Source organism: Duganella sp. OV510, from assembly GCF_900100205.1.
In the GTDB taxonomy this organism is placed as follows: domain Bacteria; phylum Pseudomonadota; class Gammaproteobacteria; order Burkholderiales; family Burkholderiaceae_D; genus Rugamonas.
In genome coordinates, this window is record NZ_FNEQ01000001.1 from 1,408,132 (window position 1) to 1,431,044 (window position 22,913).

The 22,913-nt window shown below is 62.0% G+C and carries 18 protein-coding genes and 1 riboswitch; of the genes, 10 read left to right on the forward strand and 8 right to left on the reverse strand.

Going from position 1 to position 22,913, the window contains the following annotated elements:
- The first annotated feature begins 8 nt into the window (after nucleotides 1-8).
- From BLS51_RS06575 to BLS51_RS06610, 8 genes are all read left to right on the forward strand, one after another.
- Nucleotides 9-380 (forward strand): SMR family transporter, encoded by a 372-nt coding sequence (locus BLS51_RS06575; protein ID WP_090176279.1) that lies wholly within the window; start codon nucleotides 9-11, stop codon nucleotides 378-380.
- Nucleotides 381-431: 51 nt separating this feature from the next.
- Nucleotides 432-1,571 (forward strand): DegT/DnrJ/EryC1/StrS family aminotransferase, encoded by a 1,140-nt coding sequence (locus BLS51_RS06580; protein ID WP_090176276.1) that lies wholly within the window; start codon nucleotides 432-434, stop codon nucleotides 1,569-1,571.
- Between the two features lie 20 nt (nucleotides 1,572-1,591).
- Nucleotides 1,592-2,587, forward strand: coding sequence for a glycosyltransferase (locus BLS51_RS06585; RefSeq protein ID WP_090180502.1), 996 nt, complete (start codon nucleotides 1,592-1,594; stop codon nucleotides 2,585-2,587).
- The gene (locus BLS51_RS06590; RefSeq protein ID WP_090176272.1) at nucleotides 2,580-3,503 is read left to right on the forward strand and encodes a formyltransferase; all 924 of its coding nucleotides are present in this window, start codon (nucleotides 2,580-2,582) and stop codon (nucleotides 3,501-3,503) included. The genes BLS51_RS06585 and BLS51_RS06590 overlap by 8 nt, the downstream gene beginning before the upstream one ends.
- Nucleotides 3,504-3,524: 21 nt before the next feature.
- On the forward strand, nucleotides 3,525-4,565 hold the full coding sequence (locus BLS51_RS06595; protein WP_090176269.1) for a bifunctional UDP-4-keto-pentose/UDP-xylose synthase: 1,041 nt from the start codon (nucleotides 3,525-3,527) through the stop codon (nucleotides 4,563-4,565).
- A gap of 7 nt (nucleotides 4,566-4,572) precedes the next feature.
- Nucleotides 4,573-5,535, forward strand: a complete 963-nt coding sequence (locus BLS51_RS06600; protein ID WP_090176266.1) for a polysaccharide deacetylase family protein — start codon at nucleotides 4,573-4,575, stop codon at nucleotides 5,533-5,535.
- Between the two features lie 21 nt (nucleotides 5,536-5,556).
- Nucleotides 5,557-6,012, forward strand: coding sequence for a peroxiredoxin (locus BLS51_RS06605; protein WP_090176262.1), 456 nt, complete (start codon nucleotides 5,557-5,559; stop codon nucleotides 6,010-6,012).
- Between the two features lie 259 nt (nucleotides 6,013-6,271).
- Nucleotides 6,272-8,080, forward strand: coding sequence for a PhoH family protein (locus BLS51_RS06610; protein ID WP_090176259.1), 1,809 nt, complete (start codon nucleotides 6,272-6,274; stop codon nucleotides 8,078-8,080).
- 71 nt (nucleotides 8,081-8,151) lie between these two features.
- Here the strand turns inward: BLS51_RS06610 and BLS51_RS06615 are convergent, their stop codons facing one another.
- Complete coding sequence (locus BLS51_RS06615) at nucleotides 8,152-8,799, reverse strand: CCXG family PEP-CTERM protein (protein WP_090176254.1); 648 nt, start codon at nucleotides 8,797-8,799, stop codon at nucleotides 8,152-8,154.
- A 258-nt stretch (nucleotides 8,800-9,057) separates the two neighbouring features.
- Here BLS51_RS06615 and BLS51_RS06620 point away from each other — a divergent pair, with 258 nt between their 5' ends.
- Together BLS51_RS06620 and BLS51_RS06625 are read left to right on the forward strand one after the other, a co-directional pair.
- Entirely contained in the window at nucleotides 9,058-9,345 is a 288-nt protein-coding gene (locus BLS51_RS06620) for a type II toxin-antitoxin system HicB family antitoxin (protein WP_090176251.1), read from the forward strand.
- 82 nt (nucleotides 9,346-9,427) lie between these two features.
- Nucleotides 9,428-9,628, forward strand: coding sequence for a heavy-metal-associated domain-containing protein (locus BLS51_RS06625; protein ID WP_090176246.1), 201 nt, complete (start codon nucleotides 9,428-9,430; stop codon nucleotides 9,626-9,628).
- On the opposite strand, the gene BLS51_RS06630 is transcribed toward BLS51_RS06625, so the two are convergent.
- From BLS51_RS06630 to BLS51_RS06665, 7 genes are all read right to left on the reverse strand, one after another.
- Nucleotides 9,629-10,351 carry a glutathione S-transferase gene (locus BLS51_RS06630; RefSeq protein ID WP_090180499.1) on the reverse strand — a complete coding sequence of 241 codons (723 nt, stop codon included), beginning with the start codon at nucleotides 10,349-10,351 and terminating at the stop codon, nucleotides 9,629-9,631.
- A gap of 39 nt (nucleotides 10,352-10,390) precedes the next feature.
- Complete coding sequence (locus tag BLS51_RS06635) at nucleotides 10,391-12,439, reverse strand: TonB-dependent receptor (RefSeq protein ID WP_229207365.1); 2,049 nt, start codon at nucleotides 12,437-12,439, stop codon at nucleotides 10,391-10,393.
- Between the two features lie 66 nt (nucleotides 12,440-12,505).
- A riboswitch (cobalamin riboswitch) is annotated at nucleotides 12,506-12,725 on the reverse strand.
- Between the two features lie 3 nt (nucleotides 12,726-12,728).
- Complete coding sequence (gene cueR, locus BLS51_RS06640; RefSeq protein WP_090176237.1) at nucleotides 12,729-13,115, reverse strand: Cu(I)-responsive transcriptional regulator; 387 nt, start codon at nucleotides 13,113-13,115, stop codon at nucleotides 12,729-12,731.
- Nucleotides 13,112-15,319 carry a heavy metal translocating P-type ATPase gene (locus BLS51_RS06645; RefSeq protein ID WP_229207364.1) on the reverse strand — a complete coding sequence of 736 codons (2,208 nt, stop codon included), beginning with the start codon at nucleotides 15,317-15,319 and terminating at the stop codon, nucleotides 13,112-13,114. Before BLS51_RS06645 ends, cueR begins: the two co-directional genes overlap by 4 nt.
- 67 nt (nucleotides 15,320-15,386) lie before the next feature.
- On the reverse strand, nucleotides 15,387-16,220 hold the full coding sequence (locus BLS51_RS06650) for a FecR family protein (RefSeq protein WP_090176233.1): 834 nt from the start codon (nucleotides 16,218-16,220) through the stop codon (nucleotides 15,387-15,389).
- On the reverse strand, nucleotides 16,189-21,309 hold the full coding sequence (locus BLS51_RS29945) for a two-partner secretion domain-containing protein (protein ID WP_217636394.1): 5,121 nt from the start codon (nucleotides 21,307-21,309) through the stop codon (nucleotides 16,189-16,191). Before BLS51_RS29945 ends, BLS51_RS06650 begins: the two co-directional genes overlap by 32 nt.
- Before the next feature lie 15 nt (nucleotides 21,310-21,324).
- Nucleotides 21,325-22,899 (reverse strand): ShlB/FhaC/HecB family hemolysin secretion/activation protein, encoded by a 1,575-nt coding sequence (locus BLS51_RS06665; protein ID WP_090176229.1) that lies wholly within the window; start codon nucleotides 22,897-22,899, stop codon nucleotides 21,325-21,327.
- Nucleotides 22,900-22,913: the final 14 nt, after the last annotated feature.

Consider the following 22,913-nt stretch of genomic DNA (forward strand, 5'->3'; position numbering starts at 1 on the left):
ACCATAAAATGAATTTCGCCACTTTTTGCTTCATTGTTGTCGGTGTTTTGCTCAACGCGGTCGCGCAATTATTGTTGAAAGCGGGCGCGCGCAATGTCGGCGAAATCCATCTGACGCTGAGTAATTTATTCAGCGTCGGTTTACGCGTCGCAACGCAGATCCCCATAATTGGCGGGCTCGCTTGCTATGTGCTATCGGTGGTGTTGTGGATTATCGCGCTGTCGCGCGTCGATGTTTCGGTGGCTTATCCGATGCTATCTTTGGGCTATGTGGTGACCGCCATAGGCGCCTGGTATCTGTTCGGCGAAGCGCTGTCGATACAACGTTTACTTGCCATCGTAGTGATACTCGTAGGGGTTGCTTGGCTGGCGCGGACCTGACGAACAATTTAGAATTGCAGCCAGATCATCCATAAACGTAGATTAATCCCGATGAGTGCTGAGCTGCCCTTCCTTCCCTTCTCCCGTCCGACGATAGACGAAGCCACCATTGCCGCCGTCAGCGACGTGCTGCGCTCCGGCTGGATCACTAGCGGACCGAAAGTCGCAGCGTTTGAAGCGCAGATGTCGGCGTACTTCGGCGGCCGCCCGGTGCGCACCTTCAACTCCGGCACCTGCACCATGGAGATCGCGCTGCGCATCGCCGGCATCGGTCCCGGCGATGAAGTCATCACCACGCCGATTTCCTGGGTCGCCACCGCCAATGTCATCGTCGAAGTGGGCGCCACGCCGGTGTTTGCCGACATCGATCCGCTGACCCGCAATATCGACCTCGATAAGCTGGAAGCCGCAATCACGCCACGTACCAGGGCCATCATCCCGGTCTACCTGTCCGGCCTGCCGGTGGACATGGACCGCCTGTACGCGATCGCGCGCAAACACAATCTGCGCGTGGTGGAAGACGCCGCGCAAGCTTTCGGCGCCGAATGGCAGGGCAAGCGCATCGGCGCCTTTGGCGACTTCGTCTCGTTCAGCTTCCAGGCCAACAAGAATCTCACCACCGGCGAAGGCGGCGCGCTGGTGCTGAACAACCTGGAAGAAGCCAAACTGGCGGAAAAATACCGCCTGCAAGGCGTGACCCGCAGCGGCGTTGACGGGATCGATGTCGACGTCCTTGGCGGCAAATACAATATGAGCGACATCATGGCCGCCATCGGCCTTGGCCAGTTCGCCAACGTGGAAAAAATCACTGCGCACCGCCGTGCGCTGGCACGCCGCTATTACGAAGCCTTCGGCCCGGACTTCGAAGCGCAGACCGGCGCCCAGTTGCCGCTGCAAGCTTTCGACTCTAGCAACTACCACCTGTTCCAGATCATCCTGCCGGACTGCGGCCCGGCCACACGCGCCGACTTCATGCGCGCCATGCAGGAGCGTTTCAATATCGGCACCGGCTACCATTACGCACCGATCCATTTGTTCACCCTGTACCGCGAGCGCGGCTTCAAGGAAGGCATGTTCCCGATCGCCGAAAAGATCGGCCGCCTGACCGTGACGCTGCCGATGTTCTATGCCATGACCACGGCCGATGTCGACCGTGCTGTCGCAGCCGTGAAAGCGATCCTGACCAAATGACCGACATGACTCTCGCCAATCTGAAGCCGGAAATCTCGGTGGTGATCCCGGTGTACAACGAGCAGGCCGGCCTGCCGGTGCTGTTCGCGCGCCTGTATCCGGCGCTCGACAAGCTGGGCGCCAGCTACGAGATCGTGTTCGTCAACGACGGCAGCCGCGACAACTCGGTGGCTATCCTGGCCGAGCAATTCCGCAAGCGTCCCGACGTCACCCGCGTGGTGCTCTTCAACGGCAACTACGGCCAGCACATGGCGATCCTGGCCGGCTTTGAAGCGGCGCGCGGCGAGATCATGATCACGCTCGACGCCGACCTGCAAAATCCGCCGGAAGAAATCGGCAACCTGGTGGCCAAGATGCGCGAGGGCTACGACTACGTTGGTTCAATCCGCCGCAAGCGCCAGGATTCTGCTTGGCGCACCTGGGCCTCCAAGGCCATGAATGGCCTGCGCGAGCGCATCACCAACATCAAGATCACCGACCAGGGCAATATGCTGCGCGCCTACGGCCGCAACGTGGTGGACCTGATGAACCAGTGCTGCGAGGTGAATACCTTCGTGCCGGCGCTGGCCTACCGCTTTGCCCGCAACCCGACCGAAATCATCGTCGAACACGAGGAACGCGCGGCCGGTGAATCGAAGTACTCCTTGTACAGCCTGATCCGCCTGAATTTCGACCTGATCACCGGCTTTTCGCTGATCCCGCTGCAGTTCTACTCGATGCTGGGCATGGCGATGTCCTTCTTCTCCGCCATCATGGTGGTGGTGCTGGCGTATCGCCGGCTGGTGGTAGGCGTCGAGGCGGACGGCGTGTTCACGCTGTTTGCCGTGGCCTTCTTCTTCATGGGCGTGATCCTGTTCGGCATTGGCTTGCTGGGCGAGTATGTCGGCCGCATCTTCCAGCAGGTGCGTGCGCGGCCGCGCTACGTGGTGCAGACGATCCTGCAGCAAAAGCCGGTCGAGCTGGCGGAGCTGCCGATCGGTATCGAAAAACGCACCGTGGCGCGTCATCATGACTGAGTTTGAAAGCCGCAAGCGGGCGGTGGTCTTCGCCTACCACAATGTCGGCGTGCGCTGCCTGAAGGTGCTGCTGGCCGGCGGCGTTGACGTCGCGCTGGTGGTCACGCATGAAGACAACGCCAGCGAGAACATCTGGTTCGAATCGGTGATCTCGTTGTGCCAGGCCGAAGGCATTCCCTACATCACGCCCGCCGACGCGAAGTCGCCGGAACTGCTGGCGCAAGTGCTGGCGGCCAAACCTGACCTGATGTTCAGCTTCTACTATCGCCACATGCTGCCGGCCGCGTTGCTGGACGTGGCGCCCGCCTTCAATATGCATGGCTCGCTGCTGCCGGAATTCCGCGGCCGCGCGCCGGTCAACTGGGCGGTGCTGCACGGCGCCACTGTCACCGGCGCCACGCTGCACGAAATGACCGTCAAGCCGGATGCTGGCGCCATCGTCGCGCAGATGGAAGTGCCGATCCTGCCGGACGACACCGCGCACGAAGTCTTCGGCAAAGTGCAGGTGGCGGCCGAGCAGGCGCTGTGGCGCGTGCTGCCATCGCTGCTGGACGAGCGCGCGCCGCGACTGCACAACGACCTGACCCAGGGCGGCTACTTCGGTGGCCGCACGCCGGAAGACGGCCGCATCGACTGGCGCCAGCCGGCGCAGCAGGTCTACAATTTGCACAGGGCTGTTGCCCCTCCCTATCCAGGTGCGTTCACTGAGATTGACGGCGTACGCTATGTCATTCAGCGTGCGCGCCTGGCCGGCAATGTTGTCGGCCTCAGCCTGCCTGCCGGCCTGGCTGTGGTCGATGACCGTATCTTCGGTGTTTGTGGCGACGGCCGCATGCTGACGATTTCCTCGTTGACCGCCGATGGCATCGCCATCACCGCAGCACAGTTGCAAGCACGCCTGGCTGCGGCGGCCTAATCATCACCTGAAAAACTCATCATGAAAAAAGTCCTCATCCTTGGCGTCAATGGCTTCATTGGCCACCACCTGTCGAAACGCATCCTGGAAACCACTGACTGGCATGTCTACGGCATGGACATGAACAGCGACCGCATTCCCGAGCTGCTGGACCACCCGCGCATGCACTTCTTCGAGGGCGACATCACCATCAACAAGGAGTGGGTCGAATACCACGTCAAGAAGTGCGACGTGATCCTGCCGCTGGTGGCCATCGCCACGCCATCGACCTATGTGAAAGCGCCGCTGCGCGTGTTCGAACTGGACTTTGAGGCCAACCTGCCCATCGTGCGCTCGGCCGCCAAGTACGGCAAGCACCTGGTGTTCCCGTCGACGTCGGAAGTGTATGGCATGTGCCATGACGACGAATTCGATCCAGAGAATTCGGAACTGATCTGCGGCCCGATCAACAAGCCACGCTGGATCTACTCGAACGCCAAGCAGCTGATGGACCGCGTGATCTGGGGCTATGGCATGGAAGGCCTGAACTTCACGCTGTTCCGGCCATTTAACTGGATCGGCGCCGGCCTGGATTCGATCCACACGCCGAAGGAAGGCTCGTCGCGCGTGGTAACGCAGTTCTTCGGCCACATCGTCCGTGGCGAGAACATCTCGCTGGTCGACGGCGGCCATCAAAAGCGCGCCTTCACCGACATCGATGACGGCATCGATGCACTGATGAAGATCATCGATAACAAGGACGGCGCCGCCAGCGGCAAGATCTACAACATCGGCAACCCGGTCAACAATTACTCGATCCGCGACCTGGCCGGCATGATGATGGAACTGGCCAGGGACTACCCTGAGTACGCGAGCGGCGCCGCGCAGGTGAAGATCGTCGAAACCACCTCCGGCGCCTACTACGGCGCCGGCTACCAGGATGTGCAGAACCGCGTGCCGAAGATCACCAACACGTGTGAAGAACTGGACTGGAAGCCATCCACCAGCATGGCCGACGCGCTGAAGAAAATCTTCGACGCCTACCGCAGCCAGGTAGCCGCCGCTCACGCGCTGATGGACTGATGGACTGATGACGACCCGACCCTTGATGGTGTTGAAGATCGATGTCGACACCTGGCGTGGCACCCGTGAAGGCGTTCCCAACCTGGTGCGCATGCTGAAGGCACGCCAGGCTGGCGCCACCTTTTTGTTCTCGCTTGGCCCGGACCACACCGGCTGGGCGCTGCGCCGCGCCTTGCGCCCCGGCTTCTTCAACAAGGTGTCGCGCACCTCGGTGGTCGAACACTACGGCCTCAAGACACTGATGTATGGCGTGCTGCTGCCCGGCCCGGACATCGGCAAGGATTGCGCGACCGAGATGCGCGCCGTGCAGGACGCCGGCTTCGAATGCGGTATCCATACCTGGGACCACGTGCTGTGGCAGGACAATGTGGCCAAGCGCGACGCCGCCTGGTCGGCCAGCATGATGCGCAAGGCGGCCGCCCGCTACACGCAAATCTTCGGCGTGGCGCCGCGTACGCACGGCGCCGCCGGCTGGCAGATGAACAATGGCGCCTTCCATGAACACGACGACGCCGGCTACGCCTATGCGTCCGACGGCCGCTGCGTGCTCAAACCCGACGGCACGCTGGCCAACCCGGCCGACGGCCCGCATCTGCTGTCCGACGGCAAGCAGGTGCTGAAGCACATCCAGATGCCCACCACGCTGCCCACGCTGGATGAACTTTTAGGCTGCGAAATCAACGGCTTAACCATCAGCACCGCGAATATCGCTGCTTTCCTGCTGAAATTGACCGAGGGCGCCACGCGCGACCACGTTTATACTTTGCATGCAGAGCTTGAAGGACAGAAACTTGCCCCCATATTTGAGCAGCTATTGGCAGGATGGCAAGCGCAGGGATACCGACTGGCGTCCATGGCTGACTACTATCAGAAGATACGAACCCTGCCGATGCCGGTTTGCCCCATCACCTGGGGCGAATTGCCGGGACGCTCGGGCCAGCTGATCATTCAAGGTGCTGCCCAAGCTTAGTAACCCTCTTAGGAGACGCCTGTGGCTGATGTAGTAACCGATTTCTCCGCGCCGATGACCAGCGGCCAGACCTTCCAGTTGTCCGGCCGCCCGGCGCGTTATACCGTGCTGTTCTTCTATCCGAAGGACAACACCCCAGGCTGCACCACTGAAAACGTGGCCTTCCGCGACCTGCATGAACAATTCCAGGCAGCCGGGACCGAAATCTACGGCATCAGCCGTGATTCGCTGCGCTCGCACGAAGGCTTCCGCGCCAAGCTGGGCCTGCCGTTTGAACTGATTTCCGATCCGGAAGAGCAAGTCTGCGAACAGTTCGGTGTCATGAAGATGAAGCAAATGTACGGTAAGACTGTCCGTGGCATCGAGCGCAGTACGTTTGTGATTGACGCTAACGGCCAATTGGTGAAAGAATGGAGAGGCGTGAAGGTAGCCGGTCACGTCGATGAAGTGCTGGAATTTGTAGCGCGTCAGGCCTGAGTTATCAGGATCGTTGTTGGGACGCGTTGCAGCTTCCAGTTTGCTCAACCGTATCAGAACCGAGCGTATCCAGTTATTTTGAGTCAGTACTGTAATTCTTCCCACCCTACATGGTGGCCAGCCGGCCACCACGCGGTACTTTCACCGGGCCGGATGAGCGCCCGTCGGCAGTCTACTTTTCCCTTTTACCCAGCATCCACCCCATCGGGACGTTTTCCTGTGGGCGGATTCCTCCAGATATCTTTCGATTGAGATCCTGATGCCACTGCCAAAAATACCAAGTAAGCCAGCGACTATACTGTTGGCAAAAGATTACCCCAAGGCCAGCGGCCGCGTGACGCCTGCCCTCGCGGCAGTCGCCGACATCGCGCCGGAGCCTGCACCAGCGCCGAAGAAGGCGGCGACCGTCAAAGCCGTACCACCTGCAAAAAAACCAGCCGTGGCCAAGACGCCGGCCGCCGGCAAATCCAAAGCCGTGGCTGCCGTGCTGAAGGCCGCGCCGGCCGTGCTGCAAGCCGCCGCCGAAGCGGTCGAGGCCAAGGGCAAGCCTTCGCCGCGTGGCAAGGTCACGCCGATCGTGGCCGAAGCGCCGCACCCGGCCAAGCACAAGAACAATGAAGTGGCGATCAAGTCGTCCACCAGCCGCAATGCCGACCAGACCGGCACCACCAAGATGTTCGTGCTGGACACCAACGTGCTGATGCACGATCCATCGTCGCTGTTCCGTTTTGAAGAGCACGATGTCTACCTGCCGATGATGACGCTGGAAGAACTGGACAACCACAAGAAAGGCATGACCGAAGTGGCGCGCAATGCACGCCAGGTGTCGCGCACGCTGGACGCGCTGGTCTCCAACACCGACGACGACGCCATCGAAAATGGCATCCCGCTGTCCAAGCTGGGCAACAAGGACGCCAAGGGCCGCCTGTACTTCCAGACCCGTCTGCAAACGGCCGAGCTGCCGGTTGGCCTGCCATCGGGCAAGGCCGACAACCAGATCCTGTCGGTAGTGCGTTCGCTGGAAGCCGAGCAAGCCGGCCGCGCCATCGTGCTGGTGTCGAAAGACATCAATATGCGCATCAAGGCGCGCGCGCTGGGCCTGCCGGCCGAGGACTACTTCAACGACCACGTGCTGGAAGACACCGACCTGCTGTACTCGGGCATCGTCCAGCTGCCGGACGATTTCTGGAACAGGCACGGCAAGGATCTGGAGTCCTGGCAGGAGAACAAGAACGGCCAGAGCGCCACGTTCTACCGCGTCACCGGCCCGTTCGTGCCGTCGATGCTGGTCAACCAGTTCGTGTTCCTGGAGCCGAAGAATGGCGAAGCGCCGTTCTATGGCCAGGTCAAGCAGATCAACGGCAAGACCGCCGTGCTGCAAACCCTGCGTGACTTCAGCCACAACAAGAACAATGTCTGGGGCGTGACCGCGCGCAATCGCGAGCAGAACTTCGCGCTGAATCTGCTGATGAATCCGGAATGCGACTTCGTCACGCTGCTCGGCCAGGCTGGTACGGGCAAAACCCTGCTGGCACTGGCAGCCGGCCTGGCGCAAGTGCTGGAAACCAAGCTCTACAACGAAATCATCGTCACCCGCGTGACGGTGCCGGTCGGTGAAGACATCGGTTTCCTGCCGGGCACCGAGGAAGAGAAGATGTCGCCATGGATGGGCGCCTTCGACGACAACCTTGAAGTGCTGAACAAGTCCGATTCGGATGGCGGCGAGTGGGGCCGTGCGGCAACGCAGGACCTGATCCGTTCGCGCATCAAGATCAAGTCGCTGAACTTCATGCGTGGCCGTACCTTCGTCAACAAGTTCCTGATCATCGACGAAGCGCAGAATCTGACGCCGAAGCAAGTGAAGACGCTGGTGACGCGTGCCGGTCCGGGCACCAAGATCATCTGCCTGGGCAATATCGCGCAGATCGACACGCCATACCTGACTGAAGGTTCGAGCGGCCTGACCTATGTGGTCGACCGCTTCAAGGGCTGGTCGCACAGTGGCCACGTCACACTGGCGCGCGGCGAACGCTCGCGCCTGGCGGATCACGCCAGCGAAGTGCTGTAAAAATTCGGGGTCAGTGCTGACCCGATTGTTTTTGGCCCCGCCCGCAGCAATGCCGGCGGGGCTTTTTCTTTTTACGCTACCTGTTTGCTGCGGCGACGGCGCGCGGCCACGCCCACCAAGCCCAGGCCGCCCAGCATCATGGCGTAGGTTTCCGGCTCAGGCACGGCGGCGGTCAGTTGCAGCGTGTTGGCGCTGAAGCTCTGGAAGGCGCCGCCGTTGGCAGAGAACTGCACCTGCTGGCCGCCATCGCAGCAGCCTTCCAGGCCGTAGATGGTCAGCGTGTGATTGCCGGCCGATAGCGCCTGGTTGTTCACCGTGAACACCGAATTGGTGTTGTCGTAGCTGTGCGCCCACCACATATCGTTGGTTTTCAGATCGACCGCCTGGCCGTCGAGGAACACCGCACCGCCATTGCCGAAATCGACGCCGGCACGGAAGGAATACGTGCCGCTGTTGGCCAGCCCAAAGTCGATGCTCGACTTGAAGGCGATGTTGCTGGCGCCGGCGCCGAACAGCGACTGGTTGGAAACGATGTCATAGTTGCTCAACACTGTGCTCTGCGTCGAATTGGCAACAGCCGCATTCACCACGTCGCGGTAAGCGGTGGCACTGGATTGAACGCCGGCGTCGGAAAAACCGGTCTGGAAAGTGATGACGGCAGCCTGGGAGGTGCCATAGGCCATAGCAACGGCAAGTGCAGCAAGTTTAGCGAATTTCATGATGATCCCCGTGTGGTTTAGGTAAATAAAGCGTGGCGCTTGACCAGGTACGGGGATAGGGGACCGTGGCTTTGTGTATTACTACACTGACATTTTAGATGCATTAAAGCATGTTCTCAATGTTATCTGAGGCAATTCTCGATGTCAATCACTCAAAGCAAGGAACAGCTTGGCAAAAGCTCTTCTCAGAAAGTGCTTGAAACCGGTGGCAAGCTGTATGACACTAGACACTCAAGTCATTGATGTTGGCCAGATATCATGGACATACCTATCCTGATCCAGCGGACGATAGGCGCCCAAAAATACGGCGTCACGGTACCTGATATGCCTGGCTGCGTTACAACAGGCGAGACAGTCGACAAAGCCCTGAGCAACGCCACCAAGGCGATCTACGGTCACGTCGGCCAGTTGATCGAGCAAGGCCGCCCCTTCGAAATCAAACCCTCCGAAGTCGAAACCCTGCTGCAAGAGCCCAGTTACGTGGGCGGCATCTGGGCGCTGATCAGCCTCGATCTGGCGCGGCTGGACGATCCGCCGGTGGGCTGAGGCGCAACCGGAAAATTCGCTTGACCTTACTACTGCTGGAAGGATTAGAGTACAGGGATCGAAACTGTTCCGGGAGTACGCAATGTATCAACTGCAAGTAGAAAACATGAGCTGCGGCCACTGTGTTGGCGCCGTCACCAAGGCTGTGCAAGCGGTGGACGCCGCCGCCAAGGTGGATATCGATCTGGCCACCAAGTCGGTCCGGATCGACAGCGCGACGCCGCTGGCACCGCTGAAATCCGCCATCGCCGACGCCGGCTACCCGGTCACCAGCGCAGCCTGACTATTTCTCCAGCTCCGGGTAATGGCGGAAGATGCAGCTTTCATTGTGTGGAAGCCGGCGTTTGGAACGCAGGTAGGCGGCGACATTTGGACGCTGCGCCACCTTGTCATACAGTGCCAGCAGGTGCGGATAGGTGGCTGCCAGCTTCGCCATCGTCTTGGGGAACGCATAGCGCAGGCCGTCGATCAGCTGGAACAGCGACAGATCCACGTAGGACAGGCGCGCACCGATCGCATAGCCTCCGCGCCCCGGATTGCGCTGCACCACACCTTCAAAATAATCCAGGAACTTCGGGATGCGCTGCTCGCGGAAATCCTTGGCGCGCGCCTTGGCTTCCCTCTTCTGGTCTTCGTAGTAGGCGTTCGTGGAGATGGGATGGTGCGTATCATGCGCCTCGGCGACGATGTCGGCGATCGTCAGCTGCAACTGGTTGGCCCACAAGCGTCCCTCTAAAGAACGCGGTGCCAGTCCATGTTTCGCGCCCAGGAACATCAGGATATTCGTGGTCTGCCCGATCAGCAGTGCGCCTGCCTGCAATACCGGCGGCGCAAACGATGGATGCGCCACCTTGTCGCCATCCAGGCTGGCCATCAGCGCCGGCATGCCCTTCTTCTGCCGCGCCACATCCACATACGGCACGCCCGCCTCCTCCAGCGCCAGCCGGACAAATTCACCGCGGCCCTGCAAGCCGTCCCAGTAATAGAGTTGGTATGGAGTCGTCATGAAGCGATGGTAGCACCACCGCTTCATCGCGGGAGCGCGCTAGAACGTCGCCTTCACCGTCAGGCGGAAGGTGCGGCGTTCGGCAGGGTGGTAGTGGATATCGTCCACGCCTTCCGCCGGCTCGCCCGGCAGACGCGAGGCATAGTAGTAATCGACATCGCTGACGCGGCGGTCAAACAGGTTGAAGGCATCCAGCTGCGCCGACCAGCGGCGGTTGAACTTGTAGCCCACACGCGCATACGCAATCGCGGTGGTCGATGAACGCCGGCTGTCATCCTCGATCAGCGGACGCGGGCCGAAGTAACGCATCTGGAAAGCCGCCGACCACGGCCCCAGATCCACAATGGTCGCACCGAACGACGCCACCTTGCCGATCGCGCCCGGAATCTTGTCACCCACCTCGTCATGTTCGGTGTAGTGAGCACGCGAGTACGCCAGATCCAGATCGAACAGCAGCCAGGAATTGGCGATGTAATGGTTGTTCCACTCAATGCCCGAGCGGTAGCTGCCACGGCTTGGCGAAGTGTCGCCGGCATCGCCGGAAAACACCAGCTCCGAAGCGGAGCGCAGCTTCCACACAGCGACCGAGCTTTGCAGACCAGGCAGGAACTCGGTGCGCGCACCAATCTCCGCGCCGCGCGTTTTGACCAGCGGCGTCACCGGATCGATCGGCTCACCTTCCTTCGGCGTCAGATGCACCGTCGCACCACGCGCGTCGTTGCTGTGAAAGCCCTCGCCATAGTTGACGAAGAACTCGGTCTTGGCCCAAGGCCCCAGCACCACCGACAATTTAGGCGACGTCGTGCCGGCGCTCACCTTGCCGGAATTCTCGGCGATATTGCTGTCGACATCGAAGCGATAACGGTCATAGCGCAGGCCCGCCGTGGTGCGCAGCCAGTCGCGCCACTGCACGGTATTCTCCAGATACGCGCCGACACTGCCCTCCTTCACGCGCGACTCGGACACCGTGCGCAACACCTGCTGATTGCGCGTCGCGTGCAGCGACAGCGGCGACAGATAATCATAGCGTCCCTGCACGCCCACCTTGTTGCTGACATCCAGCCCGCCCCAATGGCCGAACCACGTCTGTGCCACATCGAAGCCGCCCATGCGGCGCTTCTCGTGCTGGCGCGACTGGTCGCCATTGACCGGATCATCCATGAAGTAGGTAAAGTTATTGAACAAGGTCAGCTCCGACTGCACCAGATAGGCATTCGCCTGCAGCAGGCTATCGCTGGAGCGCTTGCGCATACTGGCCGACAGGCTGTAACGCGACGTGTCGCCGCCATCACTCGGATCGATCGCGCCGAATTCATTCAGCTCGCCGCTCTGCACCGCGCGTAAGGGAATCTGGTTGCTGGCATGCCATGCGCCCTTGTAGAACATGCCGGTCACGCTGAACTGATCGTCGCTCGCGCCTTGCGCATAACGCAGCACGCCTATGCTCTTGTGAAAGGCCTCCGGCGTTTGCCACGGACCGTCGTTGTGTCCCAGCTCCGCGCCGTATACCAGATTGCCCGCGCCCAGCGGCGTCGAACCGGTGTACACCGAGCGGTAATAGGCGTTCTCGCCCACGCTGATACTGGCGGTATTGTCGCGCAGCCTGTTCGCCAGTGTCATGTGCGCCGCGCCGGCGGAGGCGAAATCTCCCTCGTCCGCGTAGTACGGCCCCTTCTTGTAATTGATGCGGTCCACCAGTTCGGGAATCAGGAAATTCAGATCGGTATAACCTTGTCCATGCGCATGCGTGCGCATATTCACCGGCATGCCGTCGACAAAGGTGGCGAAGTCGGTGCCGTGATCCAGATTGAAGCCGCGCAGGAAGTACTGGTTGGCTTTGCCGTCGCCGCTGTGCTGGGTAACGATCACGCCGGGCACAAACTCCAGCAGCTCGCCGGGACGCAAGGCCGGCCGGTTGGCGATCAGGTCGGCCGTCACCGCGCCCTGGCTGGCGGCGCTGGAAGTGCCAACGCCGTTGTCATAGTGGCCGCGCACTTCAATGGTGGTGTCGGCTGGATCGGCGTGGGTGGTCAAAGGCAGAAGCGCGAGCGAAGCCAGCACCTCCATCGAACAAATGGATAAACGCATAGATATGATTTGACTAAAGATGCAATCCCCTCACCTCCCCGTGAGTGGATTGAACAGAGGCGCCCATGACGCCTCCACCTGTTTGGCCGGTATCCGGGCTGGCAAGCAAATCCACCTGACCTTCCCATGCACAAGGCACAGTGGTATAGCGAAGCGGATTGTCGTCGTGGGACGACGCTTGTTGACCGTTGCGGGGGCAGCACAGGATCGCCGGCGAAGGCTCCCTGTTTCCCGTTTAACTGCGCATCCGGGCGAATGCGCGAGCACCAAAACGTGTCAGGATTATACGTTAGTCGGCGAGGCTTTGGAGGATGGGGCAGTCGGGGCGGTGATCGCCGTGGCAGCAGCTGGCCAGCGTTTGCAGCGTGTCGCGCATTTCGGTCAGTTCGGCGATGCGCTGGTTGAGTTCCGCCACATGACCGGTGGCGATGCGCTTGACATCGGCGCTGGCGCGCGCCTTGTTCTGCCACAGCGACAGCAGTTCGCGGATCTGCTCCAGCGAGAAGCCCAGCAGGCGCGCGCGCTTGACGAAGCGCAGCGTGTGCAGGTCGTTGTCGGCGTAGATGCGATAACCGGCGTCGCTGCGCCGCCCCGGCGGTATCAGGGCGATGCTTTCGTAGTAGCGTATCATCTTGGCCGAGACGCCGGACGCCTTGGCTGCTTCGCCGATATTCATTGCCCCTCCGGTTTCCAGCGCCGCAGCAGCAGCGCATTGCTGATGACGCTGACCGAACTCAGCGCCATCGCGCCGCCGGCCACCATCGGATTGAGCAGGCCCAGCGCTGCCAGCGGTATGCCGATCAGGTTGTAGATAAAGGCCCAGAACAGATTCTGCCGGATCTTGCTATAGCTGCGGCGCGAGATGGAAATCGCCGCCGCCACCAATGCCGGATCGCCGCGCATCAGCGTGATGCCGGCGGCATGCATGGCAACATCGGTGCCGCTGGACATGGCGATCCCGACATCCGCCGCCGCCAGCGCCGGCGCATCATTGATGCCGTCGCCAACCATGGCGATGGTGGCGCCCTCGCCCTTCAGCCCGGCGACCGTGCTGGCTTTGTCCGCCGGCAGCATGTTGGCGATCACACGCTGTACGCCCAGCTGCCGGGCAACAGCATCCGCGCTGCCCTGATTATCGCCGGTTAGCAGAATGGTCTGGATATGCATCGCGTGCAACGCCGCGATCGCTGCCTGCGCCTGTGGCTTGATGCGGTCGCCGAAGGCCAGCAGGCCAAGTAGCTGATGCGCATCGGCGTCGGCCAGCCAGGAGATGGTGTGGCCACTACGTTCGAGTTCCTCCGCGCGTGCGGACAGCGCCTGCAAGGACACGCCCTGCTCCTGCATCAGCCGCGTGCTGCCCAACAGCAGGCGCACGCCATCCACTGTCGCCGCCACGCCGCGTCCCGGCAAGGCGCTGATGTCGGCGGCGGGCGCCAGCGCCGCCACCGCGCGTGTAGCGGCCGCCTGCTGCACGGCGCGGGCCAGTGCGTGCTCGCTGCCGCGCTGCACGGCGCTAGCCAGTTGCAGCAGCCGCGCTTCGTCGACGCCTGGCGCCGGCGCCAGCACCGCCAGCGATGGCTGCCCTTCCGTCAGCGTGCCGGTTTTATCGAACGCCACGGTGGTGATGCGGTGCGCCAGTTCCAGCGCCTCGGCATCCTTGATCAGGATTCCATAACGCGCGGCGACGCCGGTGCCGGCCATGATGGCGGCCGGTGTCGCCAGCCCCAGCGCGCATGGACAGGCGATCACCAGCACCGCCACGGCGTTGATGATGGCTTGCTCGGCGTCGCCGCCAAGCAGCCACCAGCCACCAAAGGTCAGCAGTGCCAGCACCAGAACCACCGGCACGAACACCGCGCTGACACGGTCGACCAGATGTTGCACCGGCGCCTTGGCCGCCTGCGCGTCTTCCACCAGTCGGATGATGCGCGACAGCGTGCTTTCCGCGCCGATCGCCGTCACGCGCACCAGCAGCAAGCCTTCGCCGTTGATGGCGCCGCCGGTAACGCGCTCGCCGGCATGGCGTGCCACCGGCAGGCTTTCGCCGGTAATCAGCGCTTCGTCGACATGGCTGGCGCCTTCGGCGATCACGCCATCGGCGGCAATGCGCTCGCCGGGACGGACGACGATGATGTCGTCAACCCGCACCGCATGGATGGCGACGTCCACGTCCTGTCCATCGCGCCGTACGCGCGCCGATTCCGGCCGCAGCGTTTGCAGCGCACGGATAGCGGCAGCAGTCTGCCGCTTGGCGCGCGCTTCCAGCCACTTGCCCAGCAGGACCAGCGTGATGACCACCGACGACGCTTCAAAATACAGGTGTGGCATGGCGCCACCGGCCAGCAGCAGGTAGACGCTGAGGCCATAGGCGGCACTGGTGCCCAGCGCCACCAGCAGATCCATATTGCCGCTGCGGGCGCGCGCGGCCAGCCAGCCAGCGCGGTAGAAACGCGCACCCAGCCAGAATTGCACCGGCGTGGCGAGCAGCCATTGCAGGCGGCCGTCCAGCATCCAGTGGATACCGGCCAGCTCCAGCAGCATGGGGAGAACCAGTGGCAGGGAAAATAAGGCAGCCAGCAGCACGGCGACACCGCCGGTGGGCATCAGCGCCGGCGCGGCGGATGCTGGCCCGGCCGGCGTGTCCGCCGCTGGCGCGACGCCCGGTTCCGGCGGCGGCAGCGACGCGTGATAGCCGGCCTTGTCGATGACCTGCGCCAGCACGGCAAACTCGACCGGCTGGGCCGACTCCACCCGCGCCATCTCGGTTGCCAGGTTAACACTGACCTTGTCGACGCCGGGCACGGCCGCCAATACCCGCTCCACCCTGCCAACGCAGGAGGCGCAGCTCATGCCTTCAATTTTGATCGCTTGCTGATTCATGGGACACCCAGTGCTGTTTCATCCTCTACAGCATCAAGTATCCCACGATTGGAAGGTCAAGGTTTTTTTAGCGCACCACGCAGTCGACCTGGTTGGATTGCGCCGGTGCACCGCTGTTGCCCGACGGACCGGAGACGGTGCCAAATGTCGGTGGTGGCGAGAATTGGAGACCGGGATTTTGCGGCAGCACGACAGGAGGCGTTTTAAAGTTGGGCGTGAAGCCAAACTGTCCGGCGTTGAACTGCATCGACCCGCCCTGATTGTTCAGGTTGATCATGCCGTCAAGCACATGCACATACAGGCCAGCTGCGAAGCCAGTGGGGCTGGCCATCGGCGCCTGCGCCAGCATCAATGGCTGTACCGGCGCCGCCAGCGGATCAAGCGAGGCGGTGCTGGCCATCAGGTAGGCTTCGCGCGCGGCGATTGCCGTCGCCGACGGTTCCACCCATTCCGCAATGAAGGTGGTGCCGCGAATGCCAATGGTGGCGCTTGGCGTTTTCATCTCGAACTTTTCCTTGTTGCGCTTGCCCAGCAGCCCGGTCACGGAGCGCAAGCCGCCCTTGACCAGGTTGAACGAGGCTTTGTCGCCGTCCGGCTTGTCGGCGTCGTAGGAGAAGTTCTCCACCTTGAAAGTGGTCGATGGCTTCAGCGTGATTTCGCTGTTGTCGATGAATTTCACCATGGCATAGGTGTTTTTCTCGGTCATCAGCGTGTCGCCGCTTTCCACTTCGGAACGCATGGACAGGATGCGCACGGCGCCATCGGCCTTTTTGGCCATCAGCGGGCCGCTCAGCTGGATTACCGTGCCGGCCACCTGGGCAGCCCAGCTGACGCTGGCCACCCAGAACAGCATCAACGCCAGCCACGCCTTAATTGCAGTATTTTTTGTCAGTGGCTTCATTTTGCTTTCCGGTCTTTTCGTTGGCTGCGGAGCCAGAGGATTTTTCAGATTTCTTGTCGTCTTCCGGCGTGTCCGAGGTCGAGCTGTTGCCCGAACTGGAGCCGCCGCCACCGGACGAACTGCCACCTTTGCCGTCACCCGTTGCCGAGGCCAGCGTGGTGACCACCTGGGTAGCCGCGCCTTGCGCTGGTTTGTTCGGCTCCGACGCGGTTGGCGGCGACAGCACCTGGCACAGCGCGGAATTCGGCGCGATCACGCAGATGTCGGCCGATGGCGCCGGTGTTGGCGTTGGTGTCGGCGTTGGCGTTGGCGTTGGCGTTGGCGTCGGCGTCGGCGTCGGCGTCGGCGTCGGTGTCGGCGTTGGCGTCGGCGTCGGCGTCGGTGTTGGTGTCGGTGTCGGCGTCGGCGTCGGCGTTGGCGTTGGCGTTGGCGTTGGCGTCGGTGTCGGCGTCGGCGTTGGTGTCACTGGCTGTTGAATCGTTGGTGTCACCGTGCTGCCGTTGGCGCCTGTGATCGTGCCGCCCGAGGTATTGTCAAATACCGTAGTAATAACCGACACCGTGCCGCCATTGGTCGTATGCACATTGCCGTTCGCTCCAATAATAACCTTGTTATCCAGGCTATACCCGGTACCGGCTGCCAGTGTAATGGCGCCGCTACCCGAAGTCACCTCGCCGTTAATCGTCAATGGACTGTGAGTTTGCAAGGTGATCGCACCGGTAGTGGTTTTCACGATCGGCACACCGGGCGAGGGAGTAGGCGTTGCAGCGCCGATGAGCATGCCGCCAATGTTATCAATCGTGATGGCACCGCCATTGCCGCCACCAATATCGGTCTGCCACGCCTTGGTCACCGTCATCTCCACACCTTCAGGATTGACGTTGGCGATGTTGATCATGCTGGTACTGCCGCTACCTGCACTGTTCTCCACACTCAAACTGGCAACCGTGGTCGCCAGCGCCAGTGTCGAGATACCGACTCCGCCAGTAGTGTGCATGGTCAGGTTATCCGCAACAATGCTGCCGCCAGGCACCGAGCCACTTCCTTTGATAATGCCGCCGGTGACATTCATCACCACATCGCCATCGGACTGCACGCCGTTGATGTTGAACAGCTCAGTCCCCGCTGCGCTAAGAGTGCGCAACTGGGCGATCGCCACGGTCGTGTTGTTAACGAAGCTGATATCGTTGTCGGATCCCTTTTGCGACACCGCCAGATTCTTGACCATGTTGCCAGCATTGTCCAGCGCGACATTGCCGCTGGTCTGGATACCCAGGTCCTGCACATTGATCGCGCCAGTCTGGGTGATGTCACCGACGGAGTTGTTCAGCAAAACGCGCTTGGTGGCGCTGCTGATACTGGACGCCGATGCGCCGACGCCGCTGATACCTGCGACCGAAACCGGCCCTACTTTCAGCGCCGCGTCGGTTGAGCCGATACTGATGGTGGGTACTACCAGATGGTACAGCTTGCTCACTCCAAGGCAACCCGAGCACGAGATGCTTTCCGCGCCGACCACGATGCCGTATTCAGCATTCAGTGGCTTGATGTTGGCCACCTTGCCGGTCAGGTCAGCATTCAGCGTCAACTGGTTGGCGTTGAAATTGAAAATGTCGGCGGCCCCGCCGCCGTTGGCGCCGACGGTCACCTGGCCGGCGGACAGCGTTACCGCGCCCTTGGTTTTCGCATCAAGCAGCCCTGCCACCGTGATGGCGCCGTACGAGCTAGACAGGTCGATGACGCCACCACCGGCATAATTGCCGGTCAGCGTAATCGCTCCTGCGGTCATATCACCAGGATTGCTTACCTTCAGCGAACCTACGCTGCTGGCGCGCAAAGCATCGATCGCGTTGGTACCGCCGCCGATGCTCACGGCGCCCGGCGTGCTGACGCTCAGCTCCGGTGCGATGAGGTAGCTGTAGCCGCCCGATTGGGTGATATCGCCGGTAGCCGTCAGCGCGATGCCCGTGGCCGATGTGATCGACCCCAACGCCATGGCGCCGGAAGCATTATAGGCAAAGGTGCCGACCGAACTCCCCTGGACGCTCGTGGTCTTGTTGGCGCCAGTCAGGTTCACCGAAGCGCTGGCTTGCAGATTCAGCGTGGCGGCAGTAATTGCGCCGCCACCGCCGATATTGCTACCATTCAGGTACATATCGCGACCATTGGTATTGACTGCGCCTGCCACAGTAATGTTGGCGTTGGTGGCAGTAACACTCAGGCTGGAATCGGAATTGCCATTGCTGTTGAGCGTGATGGCGTTCAACGTCAGCGCCGTCTTGTTGGTCAGCGACAGCGAAGCGGCGCTGGTGGCCGTCAGCGACTCAACCTGGTTGGAAGGTGACGCCAGCGTCACCCTGCCAGGGGCGCTGACCGTCAGCTTTTTGGTCTGGATCTGCGCAGTGTTTTCCTGCGAGATGTTGCCTGATGAATCACCCGCGAGGGTTGACGTCAGCGAGGTATTACCGTTCAGCGCGGTGATGCCGCCGCCACCGACATACAAGGAGCCTGCGGTCTTGAAAGCGAAATCGCCGCTGGACGCGCTGCCACTGATGCTGCTGACCACATTAGCGCCGGTCAACGAGACCGACGCGGCCTTGAGCTCCAGGTCGGCGGACGTGATGGCGCCCGTGCCGCTGATCGCGCCTGTCATACCGTCCAGGCTTAACTGCCCGGCGGTATTCAGCGTACCCGTCACCGTCACGCCTTTGCCACGCAGGTTCAGCTCGCTGGATGCGGTTAAGCCGCTGCTCAAGTCGATCTCACCCGCAACCGTCAACGCGCCGTTGTAGTCCTGGCTGGTGCCGATGTCAAGGCTGCTGGAATGCAGCGTATTCAGTTCGCTGCCGGTCAGGCTTAGTTTGCCGTTGGCTTCCGTGCCAAGGTTGATACCGGTAGTGGCGCCATAGGTATCCACATAGATGTGGTAGGCGTTGACGCTGCCTTTCAGGTCCATCTTGTTACCGACCAGGTAAACCGTACCGTCGGGATTGCTTAGACTGCCGTTGCCCCCCATGGCCAGCGTCCCCGTGCCATCCACGCTGACATAGGCAGTCGAGTAGCCGTTCAGCGCATGGTTGATGGTAATGTTGCCGCCGCTCTCCAGGGTCAGATTGCGCGCGCTATACAGGTTGACTTCGCCGCCGGTGGTGATATTGCCCGCGCCGCTATTGCCGATGATCAGGTTGCCGGTGGCGATCGAGTCCAGCCGGCCGGCCTCCAGGTTCAGCGTATTGGTGCCGGTGCCGCCCAGCGTGATACCGCGTCCGGCAGTGTAAGTGGCAAACGACACCGAATCGTACGGGCCATTGCCGCCGACGGTGCCTTCACTGCCGTACAGGTTGATATTGTCGGTAATAAAGGACAAGGAAGCCTCGCTGTCGCCTGTGCTGGCAACCCGGCTTTCCGCGCCAAGCGTGATATAGCCGCCAGCAACATTGGCGCGCGCATCGAGGCTGCCAGTGCCCACGTCCACCTGGCCATTGATGGTGACAAAGCTGCCTTTCAGCGTGGCGATGCTGCCGTTGGTGCTCACGCTGCCAGCTGTCGTCACCGTCACGCCGCCCACGCCGGTGGCACTGCCGCTGGCCGCGTCATTCGCGCTCAACGTGATGTTGCCAGCCATGGAGATCGGCGCGTCCACCGTGATGTTATTGCCGGCTTGCGCCGTCAGCGAAGCGCCTGCATCGTTGCTGATGGCGCTCGTGAACGTGATGTCGTGCTTGGCCTGCAACACCACATTGGTGGAAGATTCCGAGATCAGGTCGGCGCCCACAGTCGTCTTGCCGGTGGCCGAACCGCCGCCAAAAGTGGCGGTTGGCGTCAGGCTGTCGGGCGCGCGGCCGGACACCACCTCGATGTCATACGGGTCCAGCAGCCAGGTGCCGGTCTTGCCGTGTACGGCGCTGGTATTCACGCGCGCGCTGGCAACATCCAGGTAGTTGGCCGAGGTTTCCACCAGGCCGCCGTTACCGCCAGCCGCGCCGCCGCGCGCTGACAGCGCGCCATACATGCGGGTGGCATCCTGGCTCCATACCACCACGGTGCCGCCATCGCCCTGCCGGGTGGCGTCCGCGCTGATGACCACATCCTTGCCCACATAGGTGGAGTCGGCGTTCATGACTGCCGCGTTCTTGCCCTGATAGTCGCCACCGACCAGCACCTTGCCGCCGCCGCCCTCACCGCTGGCGTCGACCACGGCATTGCCGGTCAGGCCCACTTGTGCGCCGAGCAGCACGATATCGCCGCCGGTGTTCAGATTGCTGCCGGTGGCGGTGGTGCTGCTGCCCGCCTCCACCAGCGTAGTGCCGCTGGCCTTCAGCACGATCTTGCCGTTCTCGCCGCGCACCGCGCTGTTGGCGTTGATGGTGCCGCGCTGGTTGACCAGCGCGCCGAACACGCCAACGCGGCCGCCCTGCGCCACGATGCTGCCCAGGTTCAGCGCCTGGTCGGACGGCGCCGACACCACCACCTGCACATTCGGATCAGCCGAGTCGAACAGCTGCACGCTCTTGCCCGCCGCCAGCACCACATCGCCATTCGGTGACGAGATGATGCCGCTGTTTTCCACCGCTGGCGCGATCAGGAAGATCTGGCCGCCGGACGGCGTGCTGATCGTGCCCTGGTTGCTGACCTTGCCGGCGCTGCTGTCGCCGCTGAAGTTGTTCTTGCCCGCCAGGAAATCGGCGTTGGAGAGGTTCAGGCTGGAGGCCACCAGGCCGTTGACGTCGACCCGCGAACCGGCGCCGAAAATCACGCCGTTCGGGTTAATCAAGAACACCTTGCCGTTCGATTGCAGCGAACCCAGAATCTGGCTCGGGTCCTGGCCGGTGATGCGGTTCAGCACCTTGCTGTCCGCGCTCTGCTGGATGAAGCGGGTGATCTCGCCCGGCGCGATCGAGAAGCTGCGCCAGTCGATGATGGTGTTCGGCGTATTGGTGATCGAGTACAGGCTGCCCTGCTGGTTGAAGGTGGCCATGCCGTGCACCACGGTCGGCGCCACCGGCGCTGCCTGGGCCGTGCTGAAGGCTGCGGCCACCACCACGGCCAGCGCCTTGCGGCGCAGGTTAAATGCGATTTGCGGTTTCATATGCGTTCTCTTCGATCAATAAGCCAGGCCCAGGCGCACATGCAGGCGGTTGGCATCGGCGCGGGTGGTGGCGCCGGCCTTGGTCACATGGCCGTAGTCCAGTTGCAGGTTAACGTAGGTCGACAGCACGAAGCGGGCGCCGACACCGGCGCTGGCGATGGTCGTGTTGTCCAGTTCGCCAGGCAGGGCCTTGTTGCGGCTGACGTAGGCGGTATCGTAGAAACCCAGCAGGCGGCAGTTCCAGCCCGCGCGTGCGCACAGGTTGGGCGTGTATGCTTCCAGGTTGACGCTCAGGCCGGAATCGTTGGCGATTTCCCGCTCGACGAAGCCGCGCACCGACGTTGCGCCGCCGGCGCCGAACTGCTCGCCGGGGATCAGTGCATCGCGGGTGTACTGGCCGTTGACGATGGCGCGCAGCTGCCATGCGTTTTCCAATGCGCGGGTGATGCTGCCGCCCACGCGCAGGATGGTGTAATCGGTCTTGGCGTGGATGCGCGCCAGCGTGAAGGCGCGCTGGTCGCCGTTCGAGCCGCCGGAGATATTGCGCAACAGCGTCAGCTGCACGCCGGCGTCGCCCTGCTTGATCGGCGTGCTGGCCTGGTAGCTGATGCTGACCGGGTGCACGGTGACATCATTGCCCAGCTCGGTGCCTTCGAACTGTACGCTGTTCTTGAAGGCCTTGACGTCGACGCCGTAGGACAGGCGCGATTCCAGCTCGCCGCGTTTGGCCAGCACCTGGTTGTAGCGTGCGCCATACACGGCGCCCTTGCCGCTGACGGCCAGGTTGAACAGGCCGGCGTTGACGGTGCCGGAATCGACATTGGAATAGCTGGCGTAGAAGTCCAGCGAGTCGCCCGAGCCGTACAGCGGAATATGGTAGCCGGCGCCGTACACCTTGACGCGGCCCGGCTCCTCGGCCGACGTGATGTATTGCAACGTGGCGACATGGTCGCGGTTGAACAGGTTGGCGTTTTGCAGCGTCACGCCGACGTGCGTCTTGCCGGTGGGATCGGTGCCGGTATTGTCGACATTGCCCATGATCTTCCACGGCGACTCATCCTTGACCTCCAGCACGGCGTCAACCTCTTCGTTGCGCTCGCCGGTCTGCAACTTCATAGTGACCTGCTTGGCCGGATTCTCGTTGGCCTGCTTCAGGTTGGCCGACACCGCCTTCAGATTGGGCGAGCGGCCTTCCTGCAATGCTGGCAGGCTGCGGCGGATATTCGCCTCGTCAAAATAGCGGTTGTCCTTGACGCTGACACGGCCTATCTTGTTTTCCACCACGCGCAGCGTCACCACGCCGCCGTTCAATTCCTGTTCCGGCAATTCAATCGTGACGACGTTATAACCATTGTCGTGATAGACTTTTTCCAATAACTCCAGCGCACGCTGGACATCGCCGAAGTCGCGTTGCTTGCCGGCAAAAGGCGCCAGCAAGGCATCGACTTGCGCTGGAGGCAGCAGCGTATTGCCCTTCACCTCGAAGCGGGCGATTTCAAATCGGATGACGCCCTCATCCGCGCCCCAGGCCGAGGCCACAGCAGCGGCCAGCACAGTGCCTGCGAGCAGGCGCCTCATGGTAGATCTCATTATTTGACTCATGG

Coding starts and splice junctions, on each gene's coding strand:
- BLS51_RS06625 (WP_090176246.1), top strand. CDS start 9,428: ATGTATCAACTGCAAGTAGAAAACATGAGCTGCGGCCACTGTGTTGGC.
- BLS51_RS06590 (WP_090176272.1), top strand. CDS start 2,580: ATGACTGAGTTTGAAAGCCGCAAGCGGGCGGTGGTCTTCGCCTACCAC.
- BLS51_RS06575 (WP_090176279.1), top strand. CDS start 9: ATGAATTTCGCCACTTTTTGCTTCATTGTTGTCGGTGTTTTGCTCAAC.
- BLS51_RS29945 (WP_217636394.1), bottom strand. CDS start 21,309: ATGAAACCGCAAATCGCATTTAACCTGCGCCGCAAGGCGCTGGCCGTG.
- BLS51_RS06620 (WP_090176251.1), top strand. CDS start 9,058: ATGGACATACCTATCCTGATCCAGCGGACGATAGGCGCCCAAAAATAC.
- BLS51_RS06665 (WP_090176229.1), bottom strand. CDS start 22,899: ATGAGATCTACCATGAGGCGCCTGCTCGCAGGCACTGTGCTGGCCGCT.
- BLS51_RS06645 (WP_229207364.1), bottom strand. CDS start 15,319: ATGAATCAGCAAGCGATCAAAATTGAAGGCATGAGCTGCGCCTCCTGC.
- BLS51_RS06580 (WP_090176276.1), top strand. CDS start 432: ATGAGTGCTGAGCTGCCCTTCCTTCCCTTCTCCCGTCCGACGATAGAC.
- BLS51_RS06595 (WP_090176269.1), top strand. CDS start 3,525: ATGAAAAAAGTCCTCATCCTTGGCGTCAATGGCTTCATTGGCCACCAC.
- BLS51_RS06630 (WP_090180499.1), bottom strand. CDS start 10,351: ATGACGACTCCATACCAACTCTATTACTGGGACGGCTTGCAGGGCCGC.
- BLS51_RS06650 (WP_090176233.1), bottom strand. CDS start 16,220: ATGAAGCCACTGACAAAAAATACTGCAATTAAGGCGTGGCTGGCGTTG.
- cueR (WP_090176237.1), bottom strand. CDS start 13,115: ATGAATATCGGCGAAGCAGCCAAGGCGTCCGGCGTCTCGGCCAAGATG.
- BLS51_RS06610 (WP_090176259.1), top strand. CDS start 6,272: ATGCCACTGCCAAAAATACCAAGTAAGCCAGCGACTATACTGTTGGCA.
- BLS51_RS06600 (WP_090176266.1), top strand. CDS start 4,573: ATGACGACCCGACCCTTGATGGTGTTGAAGATCGATGTCGACACCTGG.
- BLS51_RS06635 (WP_229207365.1), bottom strand. CDS start 12,439: ATGCGTTTATCCATTTGTTCGATGGAGGTGCTGGCTTCGCTCGCGCTT.
- BLS51_RS06615 (WP_090176254.1), bottom strand. CDS start 8,799: ATGAAATTCGCTAAACTTGCTGCACTTGCCGTTGCTATGGCCTATGGC.